The 25595-nt window shown below is 52.0% G+C and carries 20 protein-coding genes; 18 read left to right on the top strand and 2 right to left on the bottom strand.

The window, feature by feature from the left end; all coding sequences use genetic code 11:
- Positions 1 to 4 precede the first annotated feature (4 nt).
- The 11 genes from ycaL to D9597_RS08570 all read left to right on the top strand — a co-directional run bounded on the left by ycaL (position 5) and on the right by D9597_RS08570 (position 12385).
- Positions 5 to 769, top strand: a complete 765-nt coding sequence (gene ycaL, locus D9597_RS08620; protein ID WP_130205325.1) for a metallopeptidase YcaL — start codon at positions 5 to 7, stop codon at positions 767 to 769.
- A 172-nt stretch (positions 770 to 941) separates the two neighbouring features.
- The gene (gene cmk / locus D9597_RS08615; protein ID WP_000125014.1) at positions 942 to 1625 is read left to right on the top strand and encodes a (d)CMP kinase; all 684 of its coding nucleotides are present in this window, start codon (positions 942 to 944) and stop codon (positions 1623 to 1625) included.
- Between the two features lie 110 nt (positions 1626 to 1735).
- Entirely contained in the window at positions 1736 to 3409 is a 1674-nt protein-coding gene (gene rpsA / locus D9597_RS08610; RefSeq protein ID WP_000140327.1) for a 30S ribosomal protein S1, read from the top strand.
- Between the two features lie 159 nt (positions 3410 to 3568).
- The gene (gene ihfB, locus D9597_RS08605) at positions 3569 to 3853 is read left to right on the top strand and encodes an integration host factor subunit beta (RefSeq protein ID WP_000167336.1); all 285 of its coding nucleotides are present in this window, start codon (positions 3569 to 3571) and stop codon (positions 3851 to 3853) included.
- 205 nt (positions 3854 to 4058) lie between these two features.
- Positions 4059 to 6323, top strand: a complete 2265-nt coding sequence (locus D9597_RS08600; protein ID WP_130222118.1) for a ComEC family protein — start codon at positions 4059 to 4061, stop codon at positions 6321 to 6323.
- A gap of 36 nt (positions 6324 to 6359) precedes the next feature.
- Entirely contained in the window at positions 6360 to 8108 is a 1749-nt protein-coding gene (gene msbA, locus D9597_RS08595; RefSeq protein WP_130205329.1) for a lipid A ABC transporter ATP-binding protein/permease MsbA, read from the top strand.
- On the top strand, positions 8105 to 9091 hold the full coding sequence (gene lpxK, locus D9597_RS08590) for a tetraacyldisaccharide 4'-kinase (RefSeq protein ID WP_130222117.1): 987 nt from the start codon (positions 8105 to 8107) through the stop codon (positions 9089 to 9091). The genes msbA and lpxK overlap by 4 nt, the downstream gene beginning before the upstream one ends.
- Positions 9092 to 9127: 36 nt before the next feature.
- On the top strand, positions 9128 to 10360 hold the full coding sequence (gene ycaQ, locus D9597_RS08585; RefSeq protein WP_130222116.1) for a crosslink repair DNA glycosylase YcaQ: 1233 nt from the start codon (positions 9128 to 9130) through the stop codon (positions 10358 to 10360).
- A 51-nt stretch (positions 10361 to 10411) separates the two neighbouring features.
- Positions 10412 to 10594, top strand: a complete 183-nt coding sequence (gene ycaR, locus D9597_RS08580) for a protein YcaR (RefSeq protein WP_000350058.1) — start codon at positions 10412 to 10414, stop codon at positions 10592 to 10594.
- Positions 10591 to 11337, top strand: a complete 747-nt coding sequence (kdsB, locus tag D9597_RS08575) for a 3-deoxy-manno-octulosonate cytidylyltransferase (protein ID WP_064528339.1) — start codon at positions 10591 to 10593, stop codon at positions 11335 to 11337. Before ycaR ends, kdsB begins: the two co-directional genes overlap by 4 nt.
- Before the next feature lie 154 nt (positions 11338 to 11491).
- Positions 11492 to 12385 (top strand): YcbJ family phosphotransferase, encoded by an 894-nt coding sequence (locus tag D9597_RS08570; RefSeq protein ID WP_130205335.1) that lies wholly within the window; start codon positions 11492 to 11494, stop codon positions 12383 to 12385.
- Here D9597_RS08570 and elyC read toward each other — a convergent pair.
- Positions 12362 to 13141 (bottom strand): envelope biogenesis factor ElyC, encoded by a 780-nt coding sequence (gene elyC, locus D9597_RS08565; RefSeq protein WP_130222115.1) that lies wholly within the window; start codon positions 13139 to 13141, stop codon positions 12362 to 12364. The two genes, D9597_RS08570 and elyC, sit on opposite strands and share 24 nt — an antisense overlap.
- A gap of 135 nt (positions 13142 to 13276) precedes the next feature.
- Here elyC and cmoM point away from each other — a divergent pair, with 135 nt between their 5' ends.
- The 7 genes from cmoM to gloC all read left to right on the top strand — a co-directional run bounded on the left by cmoM (position 13277) and on the right by gloC (position 24034).
- Positions 13277 to 14062, top strand: a complete 786-nt coding sequence (cmoM, locus tag D9597_RS08560; protein ID WP_130222114.1) for a tRNA uridine 5-oxyacetic acid(34) methyltransferase CmoM — start codon at positions 13277 to 13279, stop codon at positions 14060 to 14062.
- Positions 14059 to 15381: a chromosome partition protein MukF gene (mukF, locus tag D9597_RS08555; protein ID WP_130222113.1), complete on the top strand. Its 1323-nt coding sequence runs from the start codon at positions 14059 to 14061 to the stop codon at positions 15379 to 15381. The genes cmoM and mukF overlap by 4 nt, the downstream gene beginning before the upstream one ends.
- Entirely contained in the window at positions 15362 to 16066 is a 705-nt protein-coding gene (gene mukE / locus D9597_RS08550) for a chromosome partition protein MukE (RefSeq protein ID WP_010344468.1), read from the top strand. Before mukF ends, mukE begins: the two co-directional genes overlap by 20 nt.
- Positions 16066 to 20526: a chromosome partition protein MukB gene (gene mukB / locus D9597_RS08545; RefSeq protein WP_130222112.1), complete on the top strand. Its 4461-nt coding sequence runs from the start codon at positions 16066 to 16068 to the stop codon at positions 20524 to 20526. Before mukE ends, mukB begins: the two co-directional genes overlap by 1 nt.
- Positions 20527 to 20783: 257 nt before the next feature.
- The gene (ldtD, locus tag D9597_RS08540) at positions 20784 to 22631 is read left to right on the top strand and encodes a L,D-transpeptidase (RefSeq protein WP_130222111.1); all 1848 of its coding nucleotides are present in this window, start codon (positions 20784 to 20786) and stop codon (positions 22629 to 22631) included.
- Positions 22632 to 22811: 180 nt separating this feature from the next.
- Complete coding sequence (locus D9597_RS08535; RefSeq protein ID WP_130205347.1) at positions 22812 to 23360, top strand: YcbK family protein; 549 nt, start codon at positions 22812 to 22814, stop codon at positions 23358 to 23360.
- A 26-nt stretch (positions 23361 to 23386) separates the two neighbouring features.
- Positions 23387 to 24034, top strand: a complete 648-nt coding sequence (gloC, locus tag D9597_RS08530) for a hydroxyacylglutathione hydrolase GloC (RefSeq protein ID WP_130222110.1) — start codon at positions 23387 to 23389, stop codon at positions 24032 to 24034.
- A 221-nt stretch (positions 24035 to 24255) separates the two neighbouring features.
- Here the strand turns inward: gloC and aspC are convergent, their stop codons facing one another.
- Positions 24256 to 25446 carry an aspartate transaminase gene (gene aspC, locus D9597_RS08525; protein ID WP_130205351.1) on the bottom strand — a complete coding sequence of 397 codons (1191 nt, stop codon included), beginning with the start codon at positions 25444 to 25446 and terminating at the stop codon, positions 24256 to 24258.
- Positions 25447 to 25595 lie beyond the last annotated feature (149 nt).

Genomic DNA, 25595 nt, shown 5'->3' with positions numbered 1-25595 from the left:
TCACATGAAGAATACTAAATTACTGCTGGCGATTGCGACTTCTGCAGCACTACTGACAGGGTGTCAAAATACGCACGGTATTGATACCAATATGGCTATCAGCTCCGGTTTAAATGCCTATAAAGCTGCAACGTTAAGCGACGCCGATGCAAAAGCCATTGCCAATCAGGGCTGTACCGAAATGGACAGCGGCAATCAAGTTGCAAGCAAATCCAGCAAGTACGGTAAACGTCTGGCAAAAATCGCCAAAGCATTGGGTAACAACATTAACGGTACGCCGGTTAACTATAAGGTTTATATGACCAGCGACGTTAACGCATGGGCGATGGCAAACGGCTGTGTCCGTGTCTACAGTGGCCTGATGGACATGATGAACGACAACGAAATTGAAGGCGTTCTGGGTCATGAACTGGGACACGTTGCATTGGGTCACTCTCTGGCTGAAATGAAAGCATCTTATGCGATTGTTGCCGCACGCGATGCAATTTCCGCCACCAGCGGTGTTGCTTCCCAGCTTTCTCGCTCGCAACTGGGTGATATCGCAGAAGGCGCTATCAATGCTAAGTACTCCCGCGATAAAGAGTCTGAAGCAGATGATTTCTCCTTTGATCTGCTGAAGAAACGTGGCATTAACACCCAGGGACTGGTCGGTAGCTTTGAAAAACTGGCCAGCCTGGATGGTGGTCGTACTCAATCTATGTTTGACTCTCATCCACCATCAGCAGAGCGTGCACAGCACATCCGCGATCGTATCGCCTCCGGTAAGTAAATCATTGTCATCTTTCGGGCTGGTCTTTCGCCAGCCCGCTATAATTGCGCAATAAATCCCCATCTGAATACAGACAAAACTGGTTTTTGCACACAACGTTAACGATTTGTGGCGCCGACGCGTATAATGCGCGCGGTTATGTTAACGGTACGCCTGTTTTAAGGAGATAAAGATGACGGCAATTGCCCCGGTTATTACCATTGATGGCCCAAGCGGTGCAGGGAAAGGCACCTTGTGTAAGGCTATGGCGGAAGCGTTGCAATGGCATCTGCTGGACTCGGGTGCAATTTATCGCGTACTGGCACTGGCGGCATTACATCACCATGTTGATGTTGCGTCGGAAGATGCGCTGGTGCCGCTGGCATCCCATCTGGATGTACGTTTTGTGTCGACCAATGGCAATCTGGAAGTGATCCTCGAAGGGGAAGATGTCAGCGGCGAAATTCGTACTCAGGAAGTGGCGAATGCTGCTTCACAAGTCGCTGCATTCCCACGCGTTCGTGAAGCATTATTGCGTCGCCAACGCGCATTCCGGGAGTTACCCGGTTTGATCGCCGATGGTCGCGATATGGGGACAGTGGTATTCCCTGATGCGCCAGTAAAAATTTTCCTTGACGCCTCCTCGGAAGAACGTGCGCATCGCCGCATGCTACAGTTGCAGGAGAAGGGCTTTAGTGTTAACTTTGAGCGCCTTTTGGCCGAGATCAAAGAACGCGACGACCGCGATCGTAATCGCGCGGTAGCGCCCTTGGTTCCGGCAGCCGATGCTTTAGTTTTGGATTCCACCACCTTAAGCATTGAGCAAGTGATTGAAAAAGCGTTACACTACGCGCGCCAAAAATTGGCTCTCGCATAAGCGACCGAATTTGCAGTACCCCCGTTGCAATGGAATGACAGCGGGTATGTTAAACAACCCCATCCGGCACGGAGCCAGGTGGACGTTAAATATAAACCTGAAGATTAAACATGACTGAATCTTTTGCTCAACTCTTTGAAGAGTCCTTAAAAGAAATCGAAACCCGCCCGGGTTCTATCGTTCGTGGCGTTGTTGTTGCTATCGACAAAGATGTAGTACTGGTTGACGCTGGTCTGAAATCTGAGTCTGCCATCCCGGCTGAGCAGTTCAAAAACGCCCAGGGCGAACTGGAAATCCAGGTAGGTGACGAAGTTGACGTTGCTCTGGACGCAGTAGAAGACGGCTTCGGTGAAACTCTGCTGTCCCGTGAGAAAGCTAAACGTCACGAAGCCTGGATCACGCTGGAAAAAGCTTACGAAGATGCTGAAACTGTTACCGGTGTTATCAACGGCAAAGTTAAGGGCGGCTTCACTGTTGAGCTGAACGGTATTCGTGCGTTCCTGCCAGGTTCTCTGGTAGACGTTCGTCCGGTGCGTGACACTCTGCACCTGGAAGGCAAAGAGCTTGAATTCAAAGTAATCAAGCTGGATCAGAAGCGCAACAACGTTGTTGTTTCTCGTCGTGCCGTTATCGAATCCGAAAACAGCGCAGAGCGCGATCAGCTGCTGGAAAACCTGCAGGAAGGCATGGAAGTTAAAGGTATCGTTAAGAACCTCACTGACTACGGTGCATTCGTTGATCTGGGCGGCGTTGACGGCCTGCTGCACATCACTGACATGGCCTGGAAACGCGTTAAGCATCCGAGCGAAATCGTCAACGTGGGCGACGAAATCACTGTTAAAGTGCTGAAGTTCGACCGCGAACGTACCCGTGTATCCCTGGGCCTGAAACAGCTGGGCGAAGATCCGTGGGTAGCTATCGCTAAACGTTATCCGGAAGGTACCAAACTGACTGGTCGCGTGACCAACCTGACCGACTACGGCTGCTTCGTTGAAATCGAAGAAGGCGTTGAAGGCCTGGTACACGTTTCCGAAATGGATTGGACCAACAAAAACATCCACCCGTCCAAAGTTGTTAACGTTGGCGATGTAGTGGAAGTTATGGTTCTGGATATCGACGAAGAACGTCGTCGTATCTCCCTGGGTCTGAAACAGTGCAAAGCTAACCCGTGGCAGCAGTTCGCGGAAACCCACAACAAGGGCGACCGTGTTGAAGGTAAAATCAAGTCTATCACTGACTTCGGTATCTTCATCGGCCTGGACGGCGGCATCGACGGCCTGGTTCACCTGTCTGACATCTCCTGGAACGTTGCAGGCGAAGAAGCAGTTCGTGAATACAAAAAAGGCGACGAAATCGCTGCAGTTGTTCTGCAGGTTGACGCAGAACGTGAACGTATCTCCCTGGGCGTTAAACAGCTCGCAGAAGATCCGTTCAACAACTGGGTTGCTCTGAACAAGAAAGGCGCTATCGTAACCGGTAAAGTAACTGCAGTTGACGCTAAAGGCGCAACCGTAGAACTGGCTGACGGCGTTGAAGGTTACCTGCGTGCTTCTGAAGCATCCCGTGACCGCGTTGAAGACGCTACCCTGGTTCTGAGCGTTGGCGACGAAGTTGAAGCTAAATTCACTGGCGTTGATCGTAAAAACCGCGCAATCAGCCTGTCTGTTCGTGCGAAAGACGAAGCTGACGAGAAAGATGCAATCGCAACTGTTAACAAACAGGAAGATGCAAACTTCTCCAACAACGCAATGGCTGAAGCTTTCAAAGCAGCTAAAGGCGAGTAATTCTCTGACTCTTCGGGATTTTTATTCCGAAGTTTGCTGAGTTTACTTGACAGATTGCAGGTTTCGTCCTGTAATCAAGCACTAAGGGCGGCTACGGCCGCCCTTAATCAATGCAGCAACAGCAGCCGTTAAATTTGCCTTTAAGGAACCGGAGGAATCATGACCAAGTCAGAATTGATAGAAAGACTTGCCACCCAGCAATCGCACATTCCCGCCAAGACGGTTGAAGATGCAGTAAAAGAGATGCTGGAGCATATGGCCTCGACTCTTGCGCAGGGCGAGCGTATTGAAATCCGCGGTTTCGGCAGTTTCTCTTTGCACTACCGCGCACCGCGTACCGGACGTAATCCGAAGACTGGCGATAAAGTAGAGCTGGAAGGAAAATACGTTCCTCACTTTAAACCAGGTAAAGAACTGCGCGATCGCGCCAATATTTACGGTTAAGTTTTAGTAAAACTTGAACGCGGAAAAAGCACCTGTCGGGTGCTTTTTTCATTTCTGCAATATGGTTCTGGAAGCTGTCTCGCAGAGTTGTGTACAGTTTTCATCATCCTGCTAAATTCTTCTGAACGTGCCTCGGGCAACGCAAAACTCCCGCCAGACAACCACTCAACAAAGTTGCACACTTTCCAAAAACAGGGAGGAGTGCATGAAAATAACGACAGTTAGCCTGTGCATAATTTGCGGGATTTTTCCGCTGCTGATTTTGCCGCAGTTGCCTGGGACATTAACTCTTGCGAGTCTGACTGTATTCGTCTGCGTACTGGCATTTATTCCTGTTAAAGTCGTCCGTTATTTCACGCTGACATTGCTGTTTTTTCTTTGGGGCGTGTTGGCGGCGAAGCAAATTCTGTGGGCAGGAGAAAACTTAACTGGCGCGACGCAGGATGCAGTCGTCGAGATTACCGCCACTGACGGCATGACCACGCATTACGGGAAAATTACTCATCTACAAGGGCGGCGGTTATTCCCCGCGCCAGGCATCGCGCTATATGGCGAATATTTGCCACAATCGGTATGCGCCGGGCAACGATGGTCGATGAAACTCAAAGTGCGTGCTGTTCATGGTCAACTTAATGATGGCGGCTTTGACAGCCAGCGTTATGCCATTGCCCAGCATCAGCCACTTACCGGACGTTTTCTGCAAGCAAGCGTCATTGAACCAGGTTGTAGCCTGCGTGCGCAATATCTGGCATCCCTGCAAACGACGCTGCAGCCGTATTCATGGCAGACGGTGATGCTCGGCTTAGGAATGGGTGAACGGTTATCGGTATCCAAAGAAATTAAAAATATAATGCGCGATACCGGTACGGCACATTTAATGGCGATATCGGGTTTACACATTGCTTTTGCAGCATTACTGGCTGCGGGGCTAATTCGTGGCGGGCAAATTTTCCTCCCCGGGCGTTGGATTTACTGGCAGATGCCATTAATCGGTGGAGTTTGCTGCGCTGCTTTTTATGCCTGGCTTACCGGTATGCAGCCGCCTGCATTGCGTACCGTGGTGGCGCTTGCGACCTGGGGAGCGCTCAAATTGAGCGGCCGGCAATGGAGTGGTTGGGATGTGTGGATATGCTGCCTGGCAGCAATTCTGCTGATGGATCCTGTCGCTATCCTCTCGCAAAGTTTGTGGCTCTCTGCCGCAGCGGTGGCAGCGCTGATATTTTGGTATCAGTGGTTTCCCTGCCCAGTCTGGCCATTGCCGCCTGTATTGCAATCTATTGTTTCACTTATCCATCTGCAACTTGGTATCACACTCCTGCTAATGCCGGTGCAAATAGTCATATTTCATGGCATTAGTCTGACTTCATTTATGGCAAATTTGTTCGCTATTCCCTTAGTGACATTTATTTCGGTTCCGTTGATCCTCGCCGCGATGGTTGTGCATTTAAGCGGGCCATTAATCCTGGAACAAGGTATATGGTTTCTTGCCGATCGGTCCTTAGCTTTACTTTTTTGGGGGTTAAAGAGTTTGCCTGAAGGGTGGATAAGCATTGCTGAACGTTGGCAATGGCTATCATTTTCGCCCTGGTTATTACTGGTGATATGGCGACTAAACGCATGGCAAACGTTGCCTGCGGTGTGTATGGCTGGAGGAATTATAATGTGTTGGCCACTGTGGCAAAAACCACGGTCTGATGAGTGGCAGGTTTATATGCTTGATGTCGGGCAAGGGCTGGCAATGGTGATCGCTCGAAACGGTAAAGCGGTTCTCTATGATACAGGGCTCGCCTGGCCGGAGGGGGACAGTGGGCAACAACTGATTATTCCCTGGCTCCGCTGGCATGACCTTGAACCGGTAGGCGTTATTCTTAGTCATGAACATCTTGATCATCGGGGTGGGCTGGACTCGATATTACATGCCTGGCCGACGTTATGGGTAAGAAGCCCCTTAAACTGGGTGCATCATCAGCCCTGCGTGCGTGGCGAAGCGTGGCAGTGGCAAGGATTGCAGTTTAGCGTGCACTGGCCTTTGCAAGGGAGTAACGAAAAGGGAAATAACCATTCCTGTGTGATTAAGGTTGATGATGGAACACATAGCATTCTTTTGACTGGCGATATTGAAGCCCCCGCTGAACAAAAAATGCTAAGTCATTACTGGCAACAGGTTCAGGCAACTTTGATTCAGGTACCCCATCACGGTAGTAATACCTCGTCATCAGTGCCATTGATTCAGCGGGTAAATGGAAAAATGGCACTGGCATCGGCATCGCGCTATAACGCATGGCGATTGCCCTCCAGTAAAGTCAAACTTCGCTATCAACTACAAGGATATCAATGGGTTGACACCCCACATCAGGGGCAAATAACGGTCTATTTTTCAGCGCAAGGTTGGCGGGTGAGCAGCCTAAGGGAGCAAATTTTACCTCGTTGGTATCATCAGTGGTTTGGCGTGCCAGTGGATAACGGGTAGAATATGCGGCTATTTCAACAAATGCTGGTTTTTTGAATGCATAACGACAAAGATCTCTCTACGTGGCAGACATTCCGCCGACTGTGGCCAACCATTGCGCCTTTTAAAGCGGGTCTGATCGTGGCGGGCATAGCGTTAATTCTCAACGCAGCCAGCGATACCTTCATGTTATCGCTCCTTAAGCCGCTTCTCGATGATGGCTTTGGTAAAACAGATCGCTCCGTGCTGATGTGGATGCCGCTGGTGGTTATCGGCCTGATGATTTTACGTGGTATCACCAGTTATATCTCCAGCTACTGTATCTCCTGGGTATCAGGAAAAGTGGTCATGACCATGCGTCGACGTCTGTTCGGCCACATGATGGGAATGCCAGTGTCATTTTTTGACAAACAGTCAACCGGGACACTGCTTTCACGTATTACTTACGATTCTGAACAGGTTGCTTCGTCGTCTTCTGGCGCGCTGATTACGGTGGTGCGTGAAGGTGCTTCCATTATCGGTCTGTTCGCCATGATGTTCTATTACAGCTGGCAGCTGTCGATCATTTTGATTGTGTTGGCGCCGATTGTCTCGATTGCGATTCGTATCGTGTCGAAGCGTTTTCGCAGCATCAGTAAAAACATGCAGAACACCATGGGGCAGGTGACCACCAGTGCTGAACAGATGCTGAAAGGCCACAAAGAAGTATTGATTTTTGGCGGCCAGGAAGTAGAAACAAAGCGTTTTGATAAGGTCAGCAACAAGATGCGTTTGCAGGGCATGAAAATGGTTTCTGCTTCTTCCATCTCTGACCCGATCATTCAGCTGATCGCCTCTCTGGCACTGGCATTTGTTCTCTACGCTGCGAGCTTCCCAAGCGTGATGGATAGCCTGACCGCCGGTACGATTACTGTCGTCTTCTCTTCGATGATTGCACTGATGCGTCCGTTGAAATCGCTGACAAACGTTAACGCCCAGTTCCAACGCGGGATGGCAGCATGTCAGACGCTGTTTACCATTCTGGATAGTGAACAGGAGAAAGACGAAGGTAAACGCGAGATTGAGCGTGCTACTGGTGACGTTGAATTCCGCAATGTCACTTTTACCTATCCGGGGCGTGAAGTCCCTGCGCTGCGTAATATCAACCTGAAGATCCCGGCAGGGAAAACAGTGGCTCTGGTAGGGCGTTCTGGGTCGGGTAAATCGACCATCGCCAGCCTGATCACCCGTTTTTATGATATCGATGAAGGCGAGATCCTGATGGATGGTCACGATCTGCGCGAGTATACCCTGGCGTCTTTACGTAACCAGGTTGCTCTGGTGTCGCAGAATGTCCATCTGTTTAATGACACGGTTGCCAACAACATTGCTTACGCTCGTACTGAACAGTACAGCCGTGAGCAAATTGAAGAAGCGGCACGTATGGCCTATGCCATGGACTTTATCAATAAGATGGATAACGGTCTTGATACGGTGATTGGTGAAAACGGCGTGTTGCTTTCTGGTGGGCAGCGCCAGCGTATTGCCATTGCCCGTGCCTTGCTGCGTGATAGCCCAATTCTGATTCTGGATGAAGCCACCTCGGCGCTGGACACCGAATCCGAACGCGCGATTCAGGCGGCGCTGGACGAGTTGCAGAAAAACCGTACCTCACTGGTGATTGCCCACCGCTTGTCTACCATTGAAAAGGCTGACGAAATTGTGGTCGTCGAGGACGGGATCATTGTGGAACGCGGTACGCATAACGATTTGCTTGAGCACCGTGGAGTCTACGCGCAACTTCATAAAATGCAGTTTGGCCAATGATCGAAAAAATCTGGTCTGGTGAATCCCCTTTGTGGCGGTTATTGCTGCCACTCTCCTGGTTGTATGGCCTGGTGAGTGGCGCTATCCGTCTTTGCTATAAACTAAAACTGAAGCGCGCCTGGCGAGCCCCCGTACCGGTTGTCGTGGTTGGTAATCTCACCGCAGGCGGCAACGGAAAAACTCCGGTGGTTGTCTGGCTGGTGGAACAACTACAAAAACGCGGTATTCGTGTTGGCGTAGTGTCCCGGGGCTATGGCGGTAAAGCTGAGTCGTATCCGCTGTTATTGTCGGCAGATACCACCACCGCACAGGCGGGCGATGAACCGGTGCTGATTTATCAGCGTACGGGTGCACCTGTTGCAGTTTCTCCTGTCCGTTCAGATGCGGTAAAAGCCATTCTGGCGCAATATCCCGATGTGCAGATTATCGTGACTGATGACGGTTTACAGCATTATCGTCTGGCGCGTGATGTGGAAATCGTCGTCATCGATGGCGTACGTCGCTTTGGCAATGGCTGGTGGTTGCCGGCGGGGCCAATGCGCGAGCGCGCGGGGCGCTTAAAATCGGTTGATGCGGTAATCGTCAACGGCGGTGTCCCCCGCAGCGGTGAAATCCCCATGCATCTGCTGCCGGGTCAGGCGGTGAATTTACGTACCGGTACGCGTTGTGACGTTGCTCAGCTTGAACATGTGGTGGCGATGGCGGGGATTGGGCATCCGCCGCGCTTTTTTGCCACGCTGAAGATGTGCGGCGTACAACCGGAAAAATGTGTACCGCTGGCCGATCATCAGTCTTTGAATCATGCGGATGTTAGCGCGTTGGTAAGCGCCGGGCAAATGCTGGTAATGACTGAAAAAGATGCGGTGAAATGCCTGGCTTTTGCTGAAGAAAATTGGTGGTATTTGCCCGTTGACGCACAGCTTTCAGGTGATGAACCAGCAAAACTGCTTGCGCAACTAACTTCGCTGGCTTCTGGCAACTAGTTACGCCGCGGCAGCGTTCGATTGATGGAGTCATGAATGTCGCTGCCGCACCTCTCCCTTGCTGATGCGCGTAATCTTCACCTTGCCGCGCAAGGCCTGTTAAACAAGCCCCGTCGTCGCGCGTCGCCGGAAGATATTCTGGCTACCATTTCTCGCATGTCCTTGCTGCAAATTGACACCATTAATATCGTTGCCCGTAGTCCATATCTGGTGCTTTTCAGTCGTCTGGGAAATTATCCTGCGCAGTGGCTGGATGAGTCTCTGGCGTGTGGCGAATTAATGGAATACTGGGCGCATGAAGCCTGCTTTATGCCGCGTAGCGATTTTCGTCTTATTCGCCACCGCATGCTGGCACCTGAAAAAATGGGCTGGAAATACAAAGATGCCTGGATGCAGGAACATGCGGCGGAAATTGCACAGTTAATTCAGCATATTCATGATAAGGGGCCGGTACGTTCAGCCGATTTTGAGCATCCTCGTAAAGGGGCGAGCGGCTGGTGGGAATGGAAGCCGCATAAACGGCATCTGGAAGGGCTCTTTACCGCCGGAAAGGTGATGGTGATTGAACGGCGCAACTTCCAGCGCGTTTATGATTTAACCCACCGAGTCATGCCTGACTGGGATGATGAGCGCGACCTCGTTTCGCAAACAGAAGCAGAAATCATCATGCTGGATAACAGTGCGCGCAGCCTGGGAATATTTCGCGAGCAGTGGCTGGCGGATTACTACCGGCTGAAACGTCCGGCGCTGGCGGCGTGGCGCGAAGCGAGGGCTGAACAGCAGCAAATCATTGCTGTGCATGTTGAAAAATTGGGTAATCTTTGGCTGCATGCTGATTTGCTGCCGCTACTCGAACGTGCGCTCGCCGGAAAGCTCACTGCAACGCACAGCGCGGTACTTTCGCCTTTTGATCCTGTTGTCTGGGATCGTAAACGGGCAGAGCAACTTTTTGATTTTAGCTACCGGCTGGAGTGCTACACGCCAGCGCCCAAACGCCAGTATGGTTATTTCGTTCTACCGTTATTGCATCGTGGGCAATTAGTTGGGCGAATGGATTCTAAGATGCATCGCCAGACTGGCATCTTTGAAGTGCTCTCTCTCTGGTTACAGGATGGGGTAAAACCAACAGTGACCCTTCAAAAAGGGCTGCGCCAGGCGATTACTGATTTTGCTCACTGGCAGCAGGCAACACGAGTAACAATAGGGCGCTGCCCGCACGGTTTCTTTACCGATTGCCGCACCGGCTGGGAAATAGACCCCGACGCATAAATGATTATGATAAGATTTATGCATTCATAACCCGATCCATCTGGAGGAACTATGGATCATCGTCTGCTTGAAATCATTGCCTGCCCGGTTTGCAACGGCAAACTTTGGTATAACCAGGAAAAACAAGAACTTATTTGCAAACTGGACAACTTGGCTTTTCCGCTGCGCGATGGCATTCCAGTGCTGCTGGAAACGGAAGCCCGCGTGCTGACTGCTGATGAGAGTAAATCATGAGTTTTGTGGTCATTATTCCCGCGCGCTACGCTTCCACGCGTCTGCCAGGTAAGCCGCTGGTCGATATTAACGGCAAACCCATGATTGTTCATGTACTCGAACGCGCACGCGAATCAGGTGCCGAGCGCATCATCGTCGCAACCGATCATGAGGATGTCGCCCGCGCTGTTGAAGCTGCTGGCGGTGAAGTATGCATGACGCGTGCTGATCACCAGTCAGGTACAGAACGCCTGGCGGAAGTTGTCGAAAAATGCGCGTTCAGCGACGACACGGTGATTGTGAATGTGCAGGGTGATGAACCGATGATCCCCGCGACAATCATTCGTCAGGTTGCCGATAACCTTGCCCAGCGTCAGGTTGGAATGGCGACCTTGGCTGTGCCTATCCACAGTGCGGAAGAAGCCTTTAATCCGAATGCAGTTAAAGTTGTTCTCGACGCCGAAGGTTATGCGCTCTACTTCTCGCGCGCCACTATTCCGTGGGATCGTGACCGTTTTGCGAAAGGTCTGGAAACCGTAGGAGATAACTTCCTGCGCCATCTCGGCATTTATGGCTATCGTGCAGGTTTTATCCGCCGCTATGTTAACTGGCAGCCAAGCCCGTTAGAACATATCGAAATGTTAGAACAGCTTCGTGTGCTGTGGTATGGAGAAAAAATCCATGTTGCTGTCGCCCAGGAGGTTCCAGGCACCGGTGTAGATACTCCCGAAGATCTTGAGCGTGTTCGCGCTGAAATGGCTTAATTTTTCCCCACGACACTCCATCTCAATTTTGGGAGGAGTGTCGTAGCGTTACGATTCTCTTCATTTTTTCCCTTCAACAATTGATCTCATTCAGGTGACATCTTTTACATTGGCGCTCATTATGAAAGCAGTAGCTTTTATGAGGGTAATCTGAATGGAACAGCTGCGTGCCGAACTAAGCCATTTACTGGGCGAAAGATTGAGTCGTATAGAGTGTGTGAATGAAAAAGCAGACACAACTCTGTGGGCGTTGTATGACAGCCAGGGAAACCCGATGCCGCTCATGGCGCGAAGTTTTTCTACCCCGGGGCAGGCCAGACAGCTGGCATGGAAAACCACCATGCTGGCTCGGAGCGGGACTGTTCGCATGCCAACTATCTATGGCGTGATGACGCATGAAGAACATCCCGGTCCCGATGTCTTGTTGCTGGAGCGGATGCGCGGTGTTTCTGTGGAAGCTCCCGCAAGAACGCCAGAGCGCTGGGAACATCTGAAAGATCAAATTGTTGAAGCGTTGCTGGCCTGGCACCGTCAGGACAGCCGCGGATGTGTTGGCGCGGTTGACAATACTCAGGAAAATTTCTGGCCTTCCTGGTATCGTCAGCACGTTGAAATGCTGTGGGCGACGCTCAATCAGTTCAATAACACAGGTTTAACCATGCAGGATAAGCGGATCCTGTTTCGCACTCGTGAATGTCTGCCGGTGTTGTTTGAAGGTTTTAACGATAATTGTGTGTTGATTCACGGCAATTTCTGTTTGCGTAGCATGCTGAAAGATTCCCGTAGCGATCAGCTCCTGGCGATGGTCGGACCGGGGTTAATGCTCTGGGCGCCGCGTGAGTATGAATTATTCCGGTTGATGGATAACACCCTGGCGGAAGATTTGCTCTGGAGTTACCTTCAACGCGCGCCAGTGGCGGAGTCTTTCATCTGGCGGCGTTGGCTGTATGTGTTATGGGATGAAGTTGCGCAACTGGTCAATACCGGACGGTTTAACCGTAGCAACTTTGATCTGGCGACTAAATCACTCCTGCCGTGGCTCGCCTGACGAACCTTTTAACCACTGCCAGATGCGGCCAAGCGTTTCATAGCCAACGCGGTCGCTATGCATCAACCAGACCGGAGAGGGGATTGCCCGTTCCCACGGATTAAGCGGCGAGTCGATTGCCAACTGGTTCGCCGGGGCTGGCAGCGGATTTAGCCCTTCCTGCTGAAAAAAGAGCATCGCGCGTGGCAAATGAGACGCAGATGTCACCAGCAGGAAAGGGGCGTCGCCAATCGCCTGTTTCACTGCGGCAGCTTCTTCTTCGGTATCTTTTGGTAAATCCAGCGTGATAATTTGCTCGCGTGGGACACCCAGCGATTGCGCCACTCTGGCACCTACTTCCGCTGTACTCACCGTATTGGTTTTTGCTACGCCTCCCGTGAAGATCAGCTTTGATCCCGGATTTTCGCGCCATAAGCGAATACCTTCATTCAGGCGCGGCAGACTGTTATTGATTAAATTAGAGCTCGGTGCCCACTGCGGGTTCCAGGTATAACCGCCGCCCAGCACCACAATATAGTCCACTTTTTGCGCATTATTCCATGTCGGATAGGTGCTTTCGATGGGACGCAGCAGGCGGTCGGCTACCGGTTGCAAACTCAATAACAAGAGCGACAGCCATCCAATGCTAATAAAAATCTTCCCGGTTTTTTGAAAACGGCTAAACCACAGCAGCGCCAGGCCAGCACCAATAATCAACAACATCAGCGGAAGTGGCAGCAGCATGCCGCCAATCACTTTTTTCAGTGTAAAAAGCATCCTTTCTGGTTCCTTTTTTGACCATATAGCAAGGGATCGCCAGCGATATTACACCAGACGGGTTCATTCTCGCCGTGGCTGTGACAAAATAGCGTCTTTATCAGAAAACGTCTTAGCCAACCGGTGGAGAAAGCAATGCAGGATCGCAATTTTGATGATATTGCGGAAAAGTTTTCCCGTAACATTTACGGCACCACCAAAGGGCAGCTTCGACAGGCTATTCTGTGGCAGGATCTCGATCGCGTGCTGGCGGAAATGGGCCCGCAAAAACTGCGTGTACTGGATGCTGGCGGTGGAGAAGGGCAGACCGCAATCAAAATGGCCGAGCGCGGGCATCAGGTCATTTTATGCGATCTTTCTGCGCAGATGATCGACCGCGCAAAACAGGCGGCAGAAGCAAAAGGTGTGAGCGACAACATGCAATTTATACATTGCGCCGCTCAGGATGTTGCTTCACATTTGGAAACGCCCGTTGATCTGATATTGTTCCATGCGGTGCTGGAGTGGTTGGCCGATCCCCGCAGCGTATTGCAGACCCTGTGGTCAGTGTTGCGTCCAGGCGGCGTGTTGTCATTAATGTTCTACAATGCGCACGGTTTGCTGATGCATAACATGGTCGCCGGGAATTTTGATTACGTGCAGGCGGGAATGCCGAAAAAGAAAAAGCGGACGCTTTCGCCAGATTATCCACGCGACCCGGCGCAGGTTTATCTGTGGCTGGAAGAAGCTGGTTGGCAAATTATGGGTAAGACAGGCGTTCGCGTGTTTCATGATTATCTGCGTGAAAAGCACCAACAGCGCGACAGCTATGAAGCATTACTTGAATTAGAAACGCGTTATTGCCGTCAGGAACCGTATATTAACCTGGGGCGTTATATTCATGTCACCGCGCACAAACCGCAGAGCAAGGATAAAGTATGAGTGAATTATCCCAGACAGTCCCCGAACTGGTTGCCTGGGCCAGAAAAAATGACTTCTCCATCTCGCTGCCGGTAGACCGACTCTCTTTTCTGCTGGCGGTTGCCACGCTGAATGGCGAGCGTCTTGATGGTGAGATGAGTGAAGGCGAGCTGGTGGATGCGTTCCGCCATGTGAGTGATGCGTTTGAGCAAACCAGCGAAACCATCGGCGTGCGCGCCAACAACGCGATCAACGATATGGTACGTCAACGTCTGCTGAACCGCTTTACCAGCGAGCAGGCGGAAGGGAATGCTATTTATCGCCTGACGCCGCTCGGCATCGGCATTACTGACTACTACATCCGTCAGCGCGAGTTTTCTACGTTGCGCCTTTCTATGCAGTTGTCGATTGTGGCGGGTGAGTTAAAACGTGCCGCCGATGCCGCCGAAGAGGGCGGTGATGAATTTCACTGGCACCGCAACGTCTATGCGCCGCTGAAATATTCGGTAGCGGAAATTTTCGACAGTATCGACCTGACGCAACGTCTGATGGACGAACAGCAGCAGCAGGTGAAGGACGATATCGCTCAGTTGCTGAATAAAGACTGGCGGGCGGCGATCTCCAGCTGTGAATTGTTGCTTTCGGAAACTTCCGGAACGCTGCGTGAATTGCAGGATACGCTGGAAGCAGCAGGCGACAAGTTGCAGGCCAACCTGTTGCGCATTCAGGATGCGACGATGACCCATGACGACCTGCATTTTGTCGATCGTCTGGTGTTCGATCTGCAAAGTAAGCTCGATCGTATTATCAGCTGGGGCCAGCAATCCATCGACTTGTGGATTGGCTACGATCGCCACGTACACAAATTTATTCGTACCGCTATCGATATGGATAAAAACCGCGTCTTTGCCCAGCGTTTACGTCAGTCGGTACAAACCTATTTTGATGAGCCATGGGCGCTGACTTACGCCAATGCCGATCGTCTGCTGGATATGCGTGACGAAGAGATGGCACTGCGCGATGAAGAAGTGACCGGGGAACTTCCGCCAGATTTAGAGTACGAAGAGTTTAACGAGATCCGCGAACAACTCGCCGCGATTATCGAAGAGCAGCTCGCCGTCTATAAAACCAGACAAGTACCGCTGGATCTTGGTCTGGTGGTACGCGAATATCTGGTGCAGTATCCGCGTGCGCGTCACTTTGACGTCGCGCGTATTGTTATTGATCAGGCGGTACGCCTCGGCGTAGCGCAAGCAGACTTCACCGGACTGCCAGCGAAATGGCAGCCGATTAATGATTACGGAGCCAAGGTACAGGCGCATGTCATCGACAAATATTGAACAAGTGATGCCGGTTAAGCTGGCGCAGGCGCTGGCGAATCCGTTATTTCCGGCGCTGGATAGCGCCTTACGTTCAGGCCGCCATATTGGCCTCGACGAACTGGATAATCATGCTTTCCTGATGGATTTTCAGGAATATCTGGAAGAGTTTTACGCGCGTTATAACGTGGAGTTAATCCGCGCGCCGGAAGGTTTCTTCTATTTACGTCCACGTTCCACCACCATCATCCCACGTTCCGTATTGTCTGAACTGGACATGATGGTCGGTAAAATCCTCTGTTATCTCTATCTCAGCCCGGAACGGCTGGCCAACGAGGGGATCTTTACCCAGCAGGAACTGTATGACGAACTGCTCACTCTGGCCGATGAAGCAAAATTGCTGAAACTGGTGAACAATCGTTCTACCGGTTCAGACGTTGACCGCCAGAAGTTGCAGGAAAAAGTACGCTCTTCGCTCAACCGTCTGCGTCGCTTAGGCATGGTGTGGTTTATGGGCCACGACAGCAGCAAGTTCCGCATTACCGAATCGGTGTTCCGCTTTGGTGCCGATGTGCGTGCGGGCGACGATCCGCGTGAAGCACAACGTCGTCTGATTCGCGATGGTGAAGCAATGTCGCTGGAAAATCACCTGCAACTCAATGACGAAACTGAAGAGAATCAGCCAGATAGCGGAGAGGAAGAATAATGATTGAACGCGGTAAATTTCGCTCACTGACGCTGATTAACTGGAACGGCTTTTTTGCTCGCACCTTTGACCTGGATGAGTTGGTCACGACGCTTTCCGGCGGTAACGGTGCGGGTAAATCCACCACGATGGCGGCGTTTGTTACGGCGCTCATTCCCGACTTGACCCTGCTGCATTTCCGTAACACCACGGAAGCCGGGGCCACCAGCGGTTCGCGCGATAAAGGTCTGCACGGTAAGCTGAAAGCGGGTGTCTGTTATTCGATGCTCGATACCATTAACTCGCGCCACCAGCGCGTGGTGGTCGGTGTGCGTCTGCAACAGGTTGCCGGACGCGATCGTAAAGTGGATATCAAGCCGTTTGCCATTCAGGGACTGCCGATGTCGGTGCAGCCGACACAGCTGGTGACCGAATCCCTGAACGAACGTCAGGCGCGCGTGCTGCCGCTTAACGAGCTGAAAGACAAGCTCGAGGCGATGGAAGGCGTGCAGTTTAAACAGTTCAACTCCATTACCGATTACCACTCGCTGATGTTCGATCTGGGCATCATCGCGCGTCGTCTGCGCTCAGCGTCTGATCGTAGTAAATTCTATCGTCTGATCGAAGCCTCGCTGTATGGCGGGATCTCCAGCGCCATTACCCGTTCTCTGCGCGACTACCTGCTGCCGGAAAACAGCGGTGTGCGTAAAGCGTTCCAGGACATGGAAGCGGCGCTGCGTGAAAACCGCATGACGCTGGAAGCGATTCGCGTCACCCAGTCGGACCGTGACCTGTTTAAGCATCTGATCAGCGAAGCCACCAACTACGTGGCGGCGGACTACATGCGTCACGCCAACGAGCGCCGTGTTCATCTCGATAAGGCGCTGGAGTTTCGTCGCGAGCTACACACTTCGCGTCAGCAACTGGCGGCGGAGCAGTACAAACACGTCGATATGGCGCGTGAACTGGCAGAGCACAACGGTGCCGAGGGCGATCTGGAAGCGGATTATCAGGCGGCCAGCGATCACCTGAACCTGGTGCAAACCGCACTGCGTCAGCAGGAGAAGATCGAACGCTACGAAGCGGATCTCGATGAGCTGCAGATCCGTCTGGAAGAGCAAAATGAAGTGGTGGCAGAAGCCATCGAGCGTCAGGAAGATAACGAAGCGCGCGCGGAAGCCGCCGAACTGGAAGTGGACGAGCTGAAAAGCCAGCTTGCCGACTACCAGCAGGCGCTGGACGTCCAGCAAACGCGCGCGATCCAGTACAACCAGGCGATTGCTGCGCTTAATCGTGCCAAAGAACTGTGCCATCTGCCAGACTTAACCGCCGACAGCGCCGCCGAATGGCTGGAAACCTTCCAGGCGAAAGAGCTGGAAGCGACTGAAAAAATGCTCTCTCTTGAGCAGAAAATGAGCATGACGCAAACCGCGCACAGCCAGTTTGAGCAGGCTTATCAGCTGGTGGTTGCAATCAACGGCCCGCTGGCGCGTAACGAGGCGTGGGATGTCGCCCGCGAACTGCTGCGCGAAGGGGTCGATCAGCGTCACCTGGCAGAGCAGGTTCAGCCACTGCGGATGCGTTTAAGCGAACTGGAACAGCGTCTGCGCGAGCAGCAAGAAGCTGAGCGTCTGCTGGCAGATTTCTGCAAACGGCAGGGCAAGAATTTTGATATCGACGAACTGGAAGCCCTGCATCAGGAACTGGAAGCGCGTATTGCCTCTCTTTCTGACAGCGTTTCCAACGCCCGTGAAGAGCGTATGGCACTGCGTCAGGAACAGGAACAGCTGCAGTCTCGCATTCAGAGTTTGATGCAGCGTGCGCCGGTTTGGCTGGCAGCGCAAAACAGCCTCAATCAGTTGAGCGAGCAGTGCGGTGAAGAGTTCACCTGCAGCCAGGATGTCACCGAATATCTGCAACAACTGCTGGAGCGTGAGCGCGAAGCGATTGTTGAACGTGATGAAGTGGGCGCGCGCAAAAACGCTGTCGATGAAGAGATCGAACGTTTAAGCCAGCCAGGCGGCTCCGAAGACCAGCGTCTGAATGCGCTGGCGGAACGCTTTGGCGGCGTGCTGCTGTCAGAAATTTATGACGACGTTAGCCTGGACGATGCGCCGTACTTCTCGGCGTTGTATGGCCCGTCTCGCCACGCCATTGTGGTGCCGGATCTGTCACAGGTGGCCGAACAGCTGGAAGGCTTAACCGATTGCCCGGAAGATCTCTACTTGATCGAGGGAGATCCGCAGTCGTTCGATGATAGCGTGTTCAACGTCGATGAGCTGGAAAAAGCGGTGGTGGTGAAAACCGCCGAGCGTCAGTGGCGTTATTCACGTTTCCCGGAAGTGCCGCTGTTTGGTCGCGCGGCGCGTGAAAGCCGGATCGAAAGCCTGCACGCCGAGCGCGAATTGCTCTCTGAACGCTTTGCTACGCTCTCCTTTGATGTTCAGAAAACCCAGCGACTGCATCAGGCATTCAGCCGCTTTATTGGCAGCCATCTGGCAGTGGCGTTTGAGTCCGATCCGGAAGCCGAAATTCGCCAACTGAACAGCCGTCGTGTCGAACTGGAGCGGGCGTTGAGTAATCATGAAAATGATAACCAGCAGCAGCGAATTCAGTTTGAGCAGGCGAAAGAGGGCGTTGCGGCACTGAACCGTATCCTGCCGCGTCTCAACCTGTTGGCGGATGACTCACTGGCGGATCGTGTCGATGAAATCCGCGAACGTCTTGATGAAGCTCAGGAAGCTGCGCGTTTTGTTCAGCAGTTTGGCAACCAACTGGCGAAACTGGAGCCGATCGTTTCTGTGTTGCAGAGCGACCCGGAACAGTTCGAACAGTTAAAAGAAGATTACGCGTATTCTCAGCAGATGCAGCGCGATGCCCGTCAACAGGCATTTGCCCTGACTGAAGTGGTGCAGCGTCGTGCGCACTTTAGCTACTCTGACTCGGCAGAAATGCTTAGTGGGAACAGCGATCTCAACGAAAAACTGCGCGAACGTCTGGAGCAGGCGGAAGCGGAACGTACTCGTGCTCGTGAAGCGTTGCGCGGCCACGCTGCGCAGTTGAGTCAGTACAACCAGGTACTGGCTTCGCTGAAAAGTTCTTACGACACCAAAAAAGAGCTGCTCAACGATCTGCAACGTGAACTGCAGGATATCGGCGTGCGCGCCGATAGCGGGGCAGAAGAGCGGGCGCGTATTCGTCGTGACGAATTGCATGCGCAACTGAGCAATAACCGTTCACGCCGCAATCAACTGGAAAAAGCGCTGACCTTCTGCGAGGCGGAGATGGACAACCTGACCCGCAAACTGCGCAAGCTGGAACGTGATTACTTTGAGATGCGCGAGCAGGTAGTGACCGCCAAAGCGGGCTGGTGTGCGGTAATGCGCATGGTGAAAGATAATGGCGTTGAACGCCGCTTACACCGTCGTGAGTTGGCTTATCTCTCTGCCGATGATTTACGTTCCATGTCGGATAAGGCGTTAGGTGCGCTGCGTCTGGCGGTGGCGGATAACGAACATCTGCGCGACGTGCTGCGCATGTCGGAAGATCCAAAACGACCTGAGCGCAAAATCCAGTTCTTCGTGGCGGTTTATCAGCATCTGCGCGAACGTATTCGCCAGGATATTATTCGTACCGATGATCCGGTGGAAGCTATTGAGCAGATGGAAATCGAACTCAGCCGTCTGACCGAAGAGTTAACTTCTCGCGAACAGAAACTGGCGATCAGCTCCCGCAGTGTGGCGAACATCATTCGCAAAACCATTCAGCGCGAACAGAACCGTATCCGCATGCTCAACCAGGGCTTGCAGAGCGTATCGTTCGGTCAGGTGAACAGTGTGCGTCTGAACGTGAACGTGCGTGAAACCCACGCCATGCTGCTTGACGTGCTTTCAGAACAGCATGAGCAACATCAGGATCTGTTCAAGAGCAACCGCCTGACCTTCTCGGAAGCTCTGGCAAAACTGTATCAGCGACTTAACCCACAAATTGATATGGGCCAGCGCACGCCGCAGACCATTGGTGAAGAACTTCTGGATTACCGTAACTACCTGGAGATGGAAGTTGAGGTTAACCGTGGTTCCGATGGCTGGCTGCGCGCGGAGTCTGGCGCACTGTCGACCGGTGAGGCTATCGGTACGGGTATGTCGATTCTGGTGATGGTAGTACAGAGCTGGGAAGATGAATCTCGCCGCCTGCGCGGTAAAGATATCTCTCCTTGCCGTCTGCTATTCCTCGATGAAGCTGCGCGACTGGATGCCCGTTCCATCGCCACGCTGTTTGAATTGTGTGAGCGTTTGCAAATGCAGCTCATCATCGCGGCACCTGAAAATATCAGCCCGGAGAAAGGCACCACCTATAAACTGGTGCGTAAAGTCTTCCAGAATACCGAACACGTTCACGTAGTCGGCCTGCGAGGATTTGCGCCGCAACTCCCTGAAACGCTTCCAGGAACAGATGAAGCGCCTTCTCAGGCAAGTTAAGTTCAAGGCGGCAGCGATGCCGCCTTTTTTTTCGAAAAACTCCGTTTCTGCACTAAAAAAATGCCGCATTATGGCGCGCTTTTCTTTAAACTTCTTTACATTAGGTTGTGTAAAAACGTACCGACGTTTATATACTGAAGGTAAGCTTGATAAGTAACAGGCTTGCTCGTCATACTTTCATGAGTATTGGCGTTGTAAAGGCAGTTAAGATAAAACAGCCTGGCTATTCAGAGTATGATAAAAACAGGGGGCAAGGGATGTTGCTTAACATGATGTGTGGTCGTCGGCTTTCGGCAATCAGTTTGTGCCTGGCCGTAACATTCGCTCCACTGTTCAGTGTGCAGGCTGATGAGCCTGAGGTTATCCCTGGTGACAGCCCGGTGGCTGTAAGTGAACAGGGAGATGTACTGCCGCAGGCGCAAGCCACGGCAATAATGGCGGGGATCCAACCGCTACCTGAAGGTGCGGCAGAAAAGGCCCGCACGCAAATTGAATCACAATTACCTGCAGGTTATAAGCCGGTTTATCTTAACCAGCTTCAACTCTTGTATGCAGCACGCGATATGCAGCCGATGTGGGAAAATCGTGATGCAGTTAAAGCTTTCCAGCAGCAGTTGGCGGAAGTGGCGATTGCCGGTTTTCAACCGCAGTTTAACAAATGGGTGGAGTTACTGACTGACCCTGGCGTTAACGGTATGGCGCGCGATGTGGTGCTATCGGATGCAATGATGGGGTATCTCCATTTCGTCGCAAACATTCCGGTCAAAGGTACCCGCTGGCTGTACAGCAGTAAACCTTATGCGCTCTCAACACCGCCGCTCTCGGTCATTAACCATTGGCAGGTGGCGCTGGATAACGGTCAATTGACCACGTTTGTCTCAGGGTTGGCACCACAGCATCCGCAATATTCAGCAATGCATGAATCTTTGCTGACCTTATTGAGTGATTCCAAACCGTGGCCGCAACTGACCGGTAAAGCAACGCTACGCCCTGGTCAATGGAGTAACGACGTCCCGGCGCTGCGCGAGATTTTGCAGCGTACAGGTATGCTCGAAGGTGGGCCGAAAATAGCACTGCCGGGCGATGAAACATCGACAGGCGCGGTAGTTAGTCCGTCTGCCGCTGCAATCGAAACAGCCGAAACTAAGCCGATGGATAAGCAAACTACAGCTCGCAGTAAACCTGCGCCAGCCGTCCGAGCTGCTTATGATAATGAGCTGGTGGAAGCCGTGAAACGTTTTCAGGCATGGCAAGGCTTAGGAGCAGATGGCTCTATTGGCCCGGCAACGCGAGACTGGTTAAACGTCACGCCTGCACAGCGAGCGGGCGTGCTGGCGCTCAATATCCAGCGATTGCGCTTGCTGCCATCCGAGCTTTCTACTGGCATCATGGTTAACATTCCGGCCTATTCGCTGGTCTATTATCAGAACGGCAATCAAGTGCTGGATTCACGGGTCATTGTCGGTCGTCCCGATCGCAAAACGCCGATGATGAGTAGTGCCTTAAACAATGTGGTGGTAAACCCGCCGTGGAACGTACCACCGACGCTGGCACGCAAAGATATTCTGCCAAAGGTGCGTAACGATCCTGGTTATCTGGAAAGTCATGGCTATACGGTGATGCGCGGCTGGAACAGCAAAGATGCGCTTGACCCGTGGCAGATTGACTGGTCGACGATAACCGCATCGAATTTGCCGTTCCGCTTCCAGCAAGCTCCTGGTCCGCGAAATTCGCTAGGACGGTATAAATTTAATATGCCGAGTTCAGACGCTATCTATTTGCATGACACGCCGAATCACAATCTTTTCAAACGTGAAACGCGCGCGTTGAGTTCTGGCTGTGTGCGGGTGAACAAGGCGTCGGATCTGGCAAACATGCTGCTGCAGGATGCTGGCTGGAATGACAAGCGTATCTCCGATGCTCTGAAGCGGGGTGATACCCGTTACGTTAATATTCGTCAATCGATACCGGTTAATCTTTACTATCTGACCGCCTTTGTTGGTGCAGATGGTCGTACCCAATATCGTACAGATATTTACAATTATGATCTGCCTGCACGATCCAGCTCGCAAATTGTCTCAAAAGCGGAACAATTAATCAGATAAATGAAGTAGTTCGGGAAAATCTGTTGTCGTAATAATTGGCATGTTCGGGGGCTATTCTCTGTAGCCCCCGTCGCTGCTGGGGGTGAGTCATCTTGACGTCAGCTTTATGGGCGGTTAAGGTGCCTCTTGTGCGCCAGAAGTGCATATAAACGATAACATTGACCTGTAGACTTGATTATCATGGACAAATTCGACGCTAATCGCCGCAAATTACTGGCGCTTGGTGGCGTTGCACTTGGTGCCGCCATCCTGCCGACGCCTTCATTTGCGACACTCTCTACCCCACGTCCGCGCATTTTGACACTTAACAATCTCCATACCGGAGAGTCAATTAAGGCGGAGTTTTTCGATGGCAGAGGCTATATTCAGGAAGAATTGGCAAAACTAAACCATTTTTTCCGCGATTTCCGCGCGAACAAAATAAGGTCCATCGACCCAGGATTATTCGACCAGTTATATCGCCTGCAAGGGTTGTTAGGCACTCGCAAGCCAGTACAGCTGATTTCTGGCTACCGTTCTATTGACACCAATAATGAATTACGCGCCCACAGCCGTGGAGTAGCAAAGAAAAGCTATCACACTAAAGGGCAGGCGATGGACTTCCATATTGAAGGTATTGCGTTAAGCAATATACGCAAAGCAGCGTTATCTATGCGCGCAGGTGGTGTAGGATATTACCCACGCAGTAACTTTGTGCATATTGATACCGGGCCAGCGCGGCACTGGTAACAATCGCTTAACGAAACAGGGGCAGTATGAACTATCGTATTATTCCGGTCACCGCATTTTCCCAGAACTGTTCATTGATCTGGTGTGAGCAAACTCGCCTGGCGGCACTGGTCGATCCGGGCGGCGATGTGGAAAAAATCAAACAGGAAGTTGACGCCAGCGGCCTGACGCTAATGCAGATCCTGCTGACGCATGGTCATCTGGACCACGTTGGCGCAGCGGCGGAACTGGCACAACACTACGGCGTGCCAGTGCTTGGCCCGGAAAAAGAAGATGAGTTCTGGCTGCAAGGCTTGCCTGCGCAGAGTCGCATGTTTGGCCTGGAAGAGTGTAAGCCATTAACGCCAGATCGCTGGCTGAATGAAGGCGACACTATCAGCATAGGGAATGTGACTTTACAGGTGTTACATTGCCCAGGGCATACGCCAGGCCATGTGGTTTTCTTTGATAATCAGGCAAAACTGTTGATTTCTGGCGACGTCCTTTTCAAAGGCGGAGTAGGGCGCAGTGACTTCCCACGAGGCGATCACAATCAACTGATTTCTTCAATCAAAGATAAATTGCTGCCATTGGGGGATGACGTGACATTTATTCCAGGTCACGGACCATTATCCACTCTTGGTTATGAGCGCCTGCATAATCCCTTCCTGCAAGACGAAATGCCCGTCTGGTAAAAGCGCATAAAAAAGCCCGCTTTTAATGCGGGCCTGGATTTCTGGCAAAGTGCGCTTTGTTTATGCCGGATGCGGCACGAGCGCCTTATCCGGCCTACAAAATCGTGCAAATTCAAAATATTGCAGGGGACGCGTAGGCCTGATAAGCGTAGCGCATCAGGCAATGTTGCGCTTGTCATCAGTCTCAGCCCGCTTTCAGCGGGCTGCATTGGTTTTAACGCTTACAGCACAGCCACAATCGCTTCGCACAGCGGCGCCATGTTATCTGGCGTCATTCCGGCCACGTTTACGCGACCAGAAGCAACAGCATACACGCCAAACTCTTCACGCAGACGCAGTACCTGTTCTTTTGTCAGGCCACTGAAAGAGAACATACCATTCTGTTTGATGATAAAGCTAAAGTCGCGGTTTGCGCCTTTCTCCTGCAGTGTATTAACAAATAACTGACGCATACGCTGAATGCGCTGGCGCATATCGGTCAGCTCTTGTTCCCAGATCGCACGCAAAGCCTCGTTGCTCAGGATCGTGGCAACAACCGAAGCCCCGTGAGCCGGTGGGTTAGAATAGTTTGCGCGAATTACTGCTTTCATCTGGCTGAATGCACGATCGACAGTTTCACTGTCTGCGGCAACCAGAGTACAAGCGCCAACACGCTCGTTGTACAGGCCAAAGTTCTTAGAGTAGGAACTGGCGACGATCAGCTCTTTATGCAGAGCCGCGAAAGCGCGCAGACCTTCAGCATCCTCTTCCAGACCACGGGCGAAACCCTGGTAAGCAAAGTCAAATAGCGGCAGCCAGCCTTTCTCAACAGAAAGCTGTGCCAGTGTTTGCCATTGCTCCAGTGTAGGATCGATGCCGGTAGGGTTATGGCAGCAGCCGTGGAACAGGACAACGTCACCAGCCTGAGCTTCGTTCAGACTGTTAACTAAAGCGTCGAAGTCCAGAGTGTGATTTTCCGCATCGTAATAAGCGTATTCACGAACTTCCAGACCCGCAGAGTTAAATACGCTCTTATGGTTTGGCCAGCTTGGGTTGCTCACCCACACACGCTTAACGCTGGTATTTTTTGCCAGGAAATCGGCAGCTACACGTAATGCACCGGTACCACCTGGGGTCTGGGCTGTACGTGCGCGTTTGTCATTGATTAAGGCGCTACCTTTACCAAAAAGCAGTTCCTGAGTACAACGACCAAATTCAGGAATACCGTCAATGCCGAGGTAGTTTTTGGTGGTTTCATTTTCGAGCAGATACTGTTCAGCCTTTTTAACGCTGGTCAATACCGGGGTTTTGCCCGTCTCATCTTTATAGACACCAATCCCGAGGTTAATTTTGCCGGGACGTTCATCGGCACGAAACAGATCGGCCAGGCCCAGAATCGGGTCGGCAGGAGCGGCGGTAATGTTCTCAAACATGACGAGGTTCCATTATGGTTACAGAAGGGAAGTCCGCTATCAGGGTAACGGGAGATTTACAAAATTCCAACTATTACTGATGAAAACGCAGGCTGTTTTTTCAAGACGTGAGATTGCTCTGGAAGGCATAAAAAAACAGGACCAAAGTC

The sequence above is a fragment of the Escherichia sp. E13S3 genome, assembly GCF_004212325.1.
In the GTDB taxonomy this organism is placed as follows: Bacteria; Pseudomonadota; Gammaproteobacteria; order Enterobacterales; family Enterobacteriaceae; genus Escherichia.
This window is presented reverse-complemented; position numbering and strand designations above follow the sequence as displayed.

What these genes read in the sequence shown, in the direction of transcription:
- ycaL (WP_130205325.1), top strand. Translation starts at nt 5, where the DNA reads ATGAAGAATACTAAATTACTGCTGGCGATTGCGACTTCTGCAGCACTA.
- cmk (WP_000125014.1), top strand. Translation starts at nt 942, where the DNA reads ATGACGGCAATTGCCCCGGTTATTACCATTGATGGCCCAAGCGGTGCA.
- rpsA (WP_000140327.1), top strand. Translation starts at nt 1,736, where the DNA reads ATGACTGAATCTTTTGCTCAACTCTTTGAAGAGTCCTTAAAAGAAATC.
- ihfB (WP_000167336.1), top strand. Translation starts at nt 3,569, where the DNA reads ATGACCAAGTCAGAATTGATAGAAAGACTTGCCACCCAGCAATCGCAC.
- D9597_RS08600 (WP_130222118.1), top strand. Translation starts at nt 4,059, where the DNA reads ATGAAAATAACGACAGTTAGCCTGTGCATAATTTGCGGGATTTTTCCG.
- msbA (WP_130205329.1), top strand. Translation starts at nt 6,360, where the DNA reads ATGCATAACGACAAAGATCTCTCTACGTGGCAGACATTCCGCCGACTG.
- lpxK (WP_130222117.1), top strand. Translation starts at nt 8,105, where the DNA reads ATGATCGAAAAAATCTGGTCTGGTGAATCCCCTTTGTGGCGGTTATTG.
- ycaQ (WP_130222116.1), top strand. Translation starts at nt 9,128, where the DNA reads ATGTCGCTGCCGCACCTCTCCCTTGCTGATGCGCGTAATCTTCACCTT.
- ycaR (WP_000350058.1), top strand. Translation starts at nt 10,412, where the DNA reads ATGGATCATCGTCTGCTTGAAATCATTGCCTGCCCGGTTTGCAACGGC.
- kdsB (WP_064528339.1), top strand. Translation starts at nt 10,591, where the DNA reads ATGAGTTTTGTGGTCATTATTCCCGCGCGCTACGCTTCCACGCGTCTG.
- D9597_RS08570 (WP_130205335.1), top strand. Translation starts at nt 11,492, where the DNA reads ATGGAACAGCTGCGTGCCGAACTAAGCCATTTACTGGGCGAAAGATTG.
- elyC (WP_130222115.1), bottom strand. Translation starts at nt 13,141, where the DNA reads ATGCTTTTTACACTGAAAAAAGTGATTGGCGGCATGCTGCTGCCACTT.
- cmoM (WP_130222114.1), top strand. Translation starts at nt 13,277, where the DNA reads ATGCAGGATCGCAATTTTGATGATATTGCGGAAAAGTTTTCCCGTAAC.
- mukF (WP_130222113.1), top strand. Translation starts at nt 14,059, where the DNA reads ATGAGTGAATTATCCCAGACAGTCCCCGAACTGGTTGCCTGGGCCAGA.
- mukE (WP_010344468.1), top strand. Translation starts at nt 15,362, where the DNA reads ATGTCATCGACAAATATTGAACAAGTGATGCCGGTTAAGCTGGCGCAG.
- mukB (WP_130222112.1), top strand. Translation starts at nt 16,066, where the DNA reads ATGATTGAACGCGGTAAATTTCGCTCACTGACGCTGATTAACTGGAAC.
- ldtD (WP_130222111.1), top strand. Translation starts at nt 20,784, where the DNA reads ATGTTGCTTAACATGATGTGTGGTCGTCGGCTTTCGGCAATCAGTTTG.
- D9597_RS08535 (WP_130205347.1), top strand. Translation starts at nt 22,812, where the DNA reads ATGGACAAATTCGACGCTAATCGCCGCAAATTACTGGCGCTTGGTGGC.
- gloC (WP_130222110.1), top strand. Translation starts at nt 23,387, where the DNA reads ATGAACTATCGTATTATTCCGGTCACCGCATTTTCCCAGAACTGTTCA.
- aspC (WP_130205351.1), bottom strand. Translation starts at nt 25,446, where the DNA reads ATGTTTGAGAACATTACCGCCGCTCCTGCCGACCCGATTCTGGGCCTG.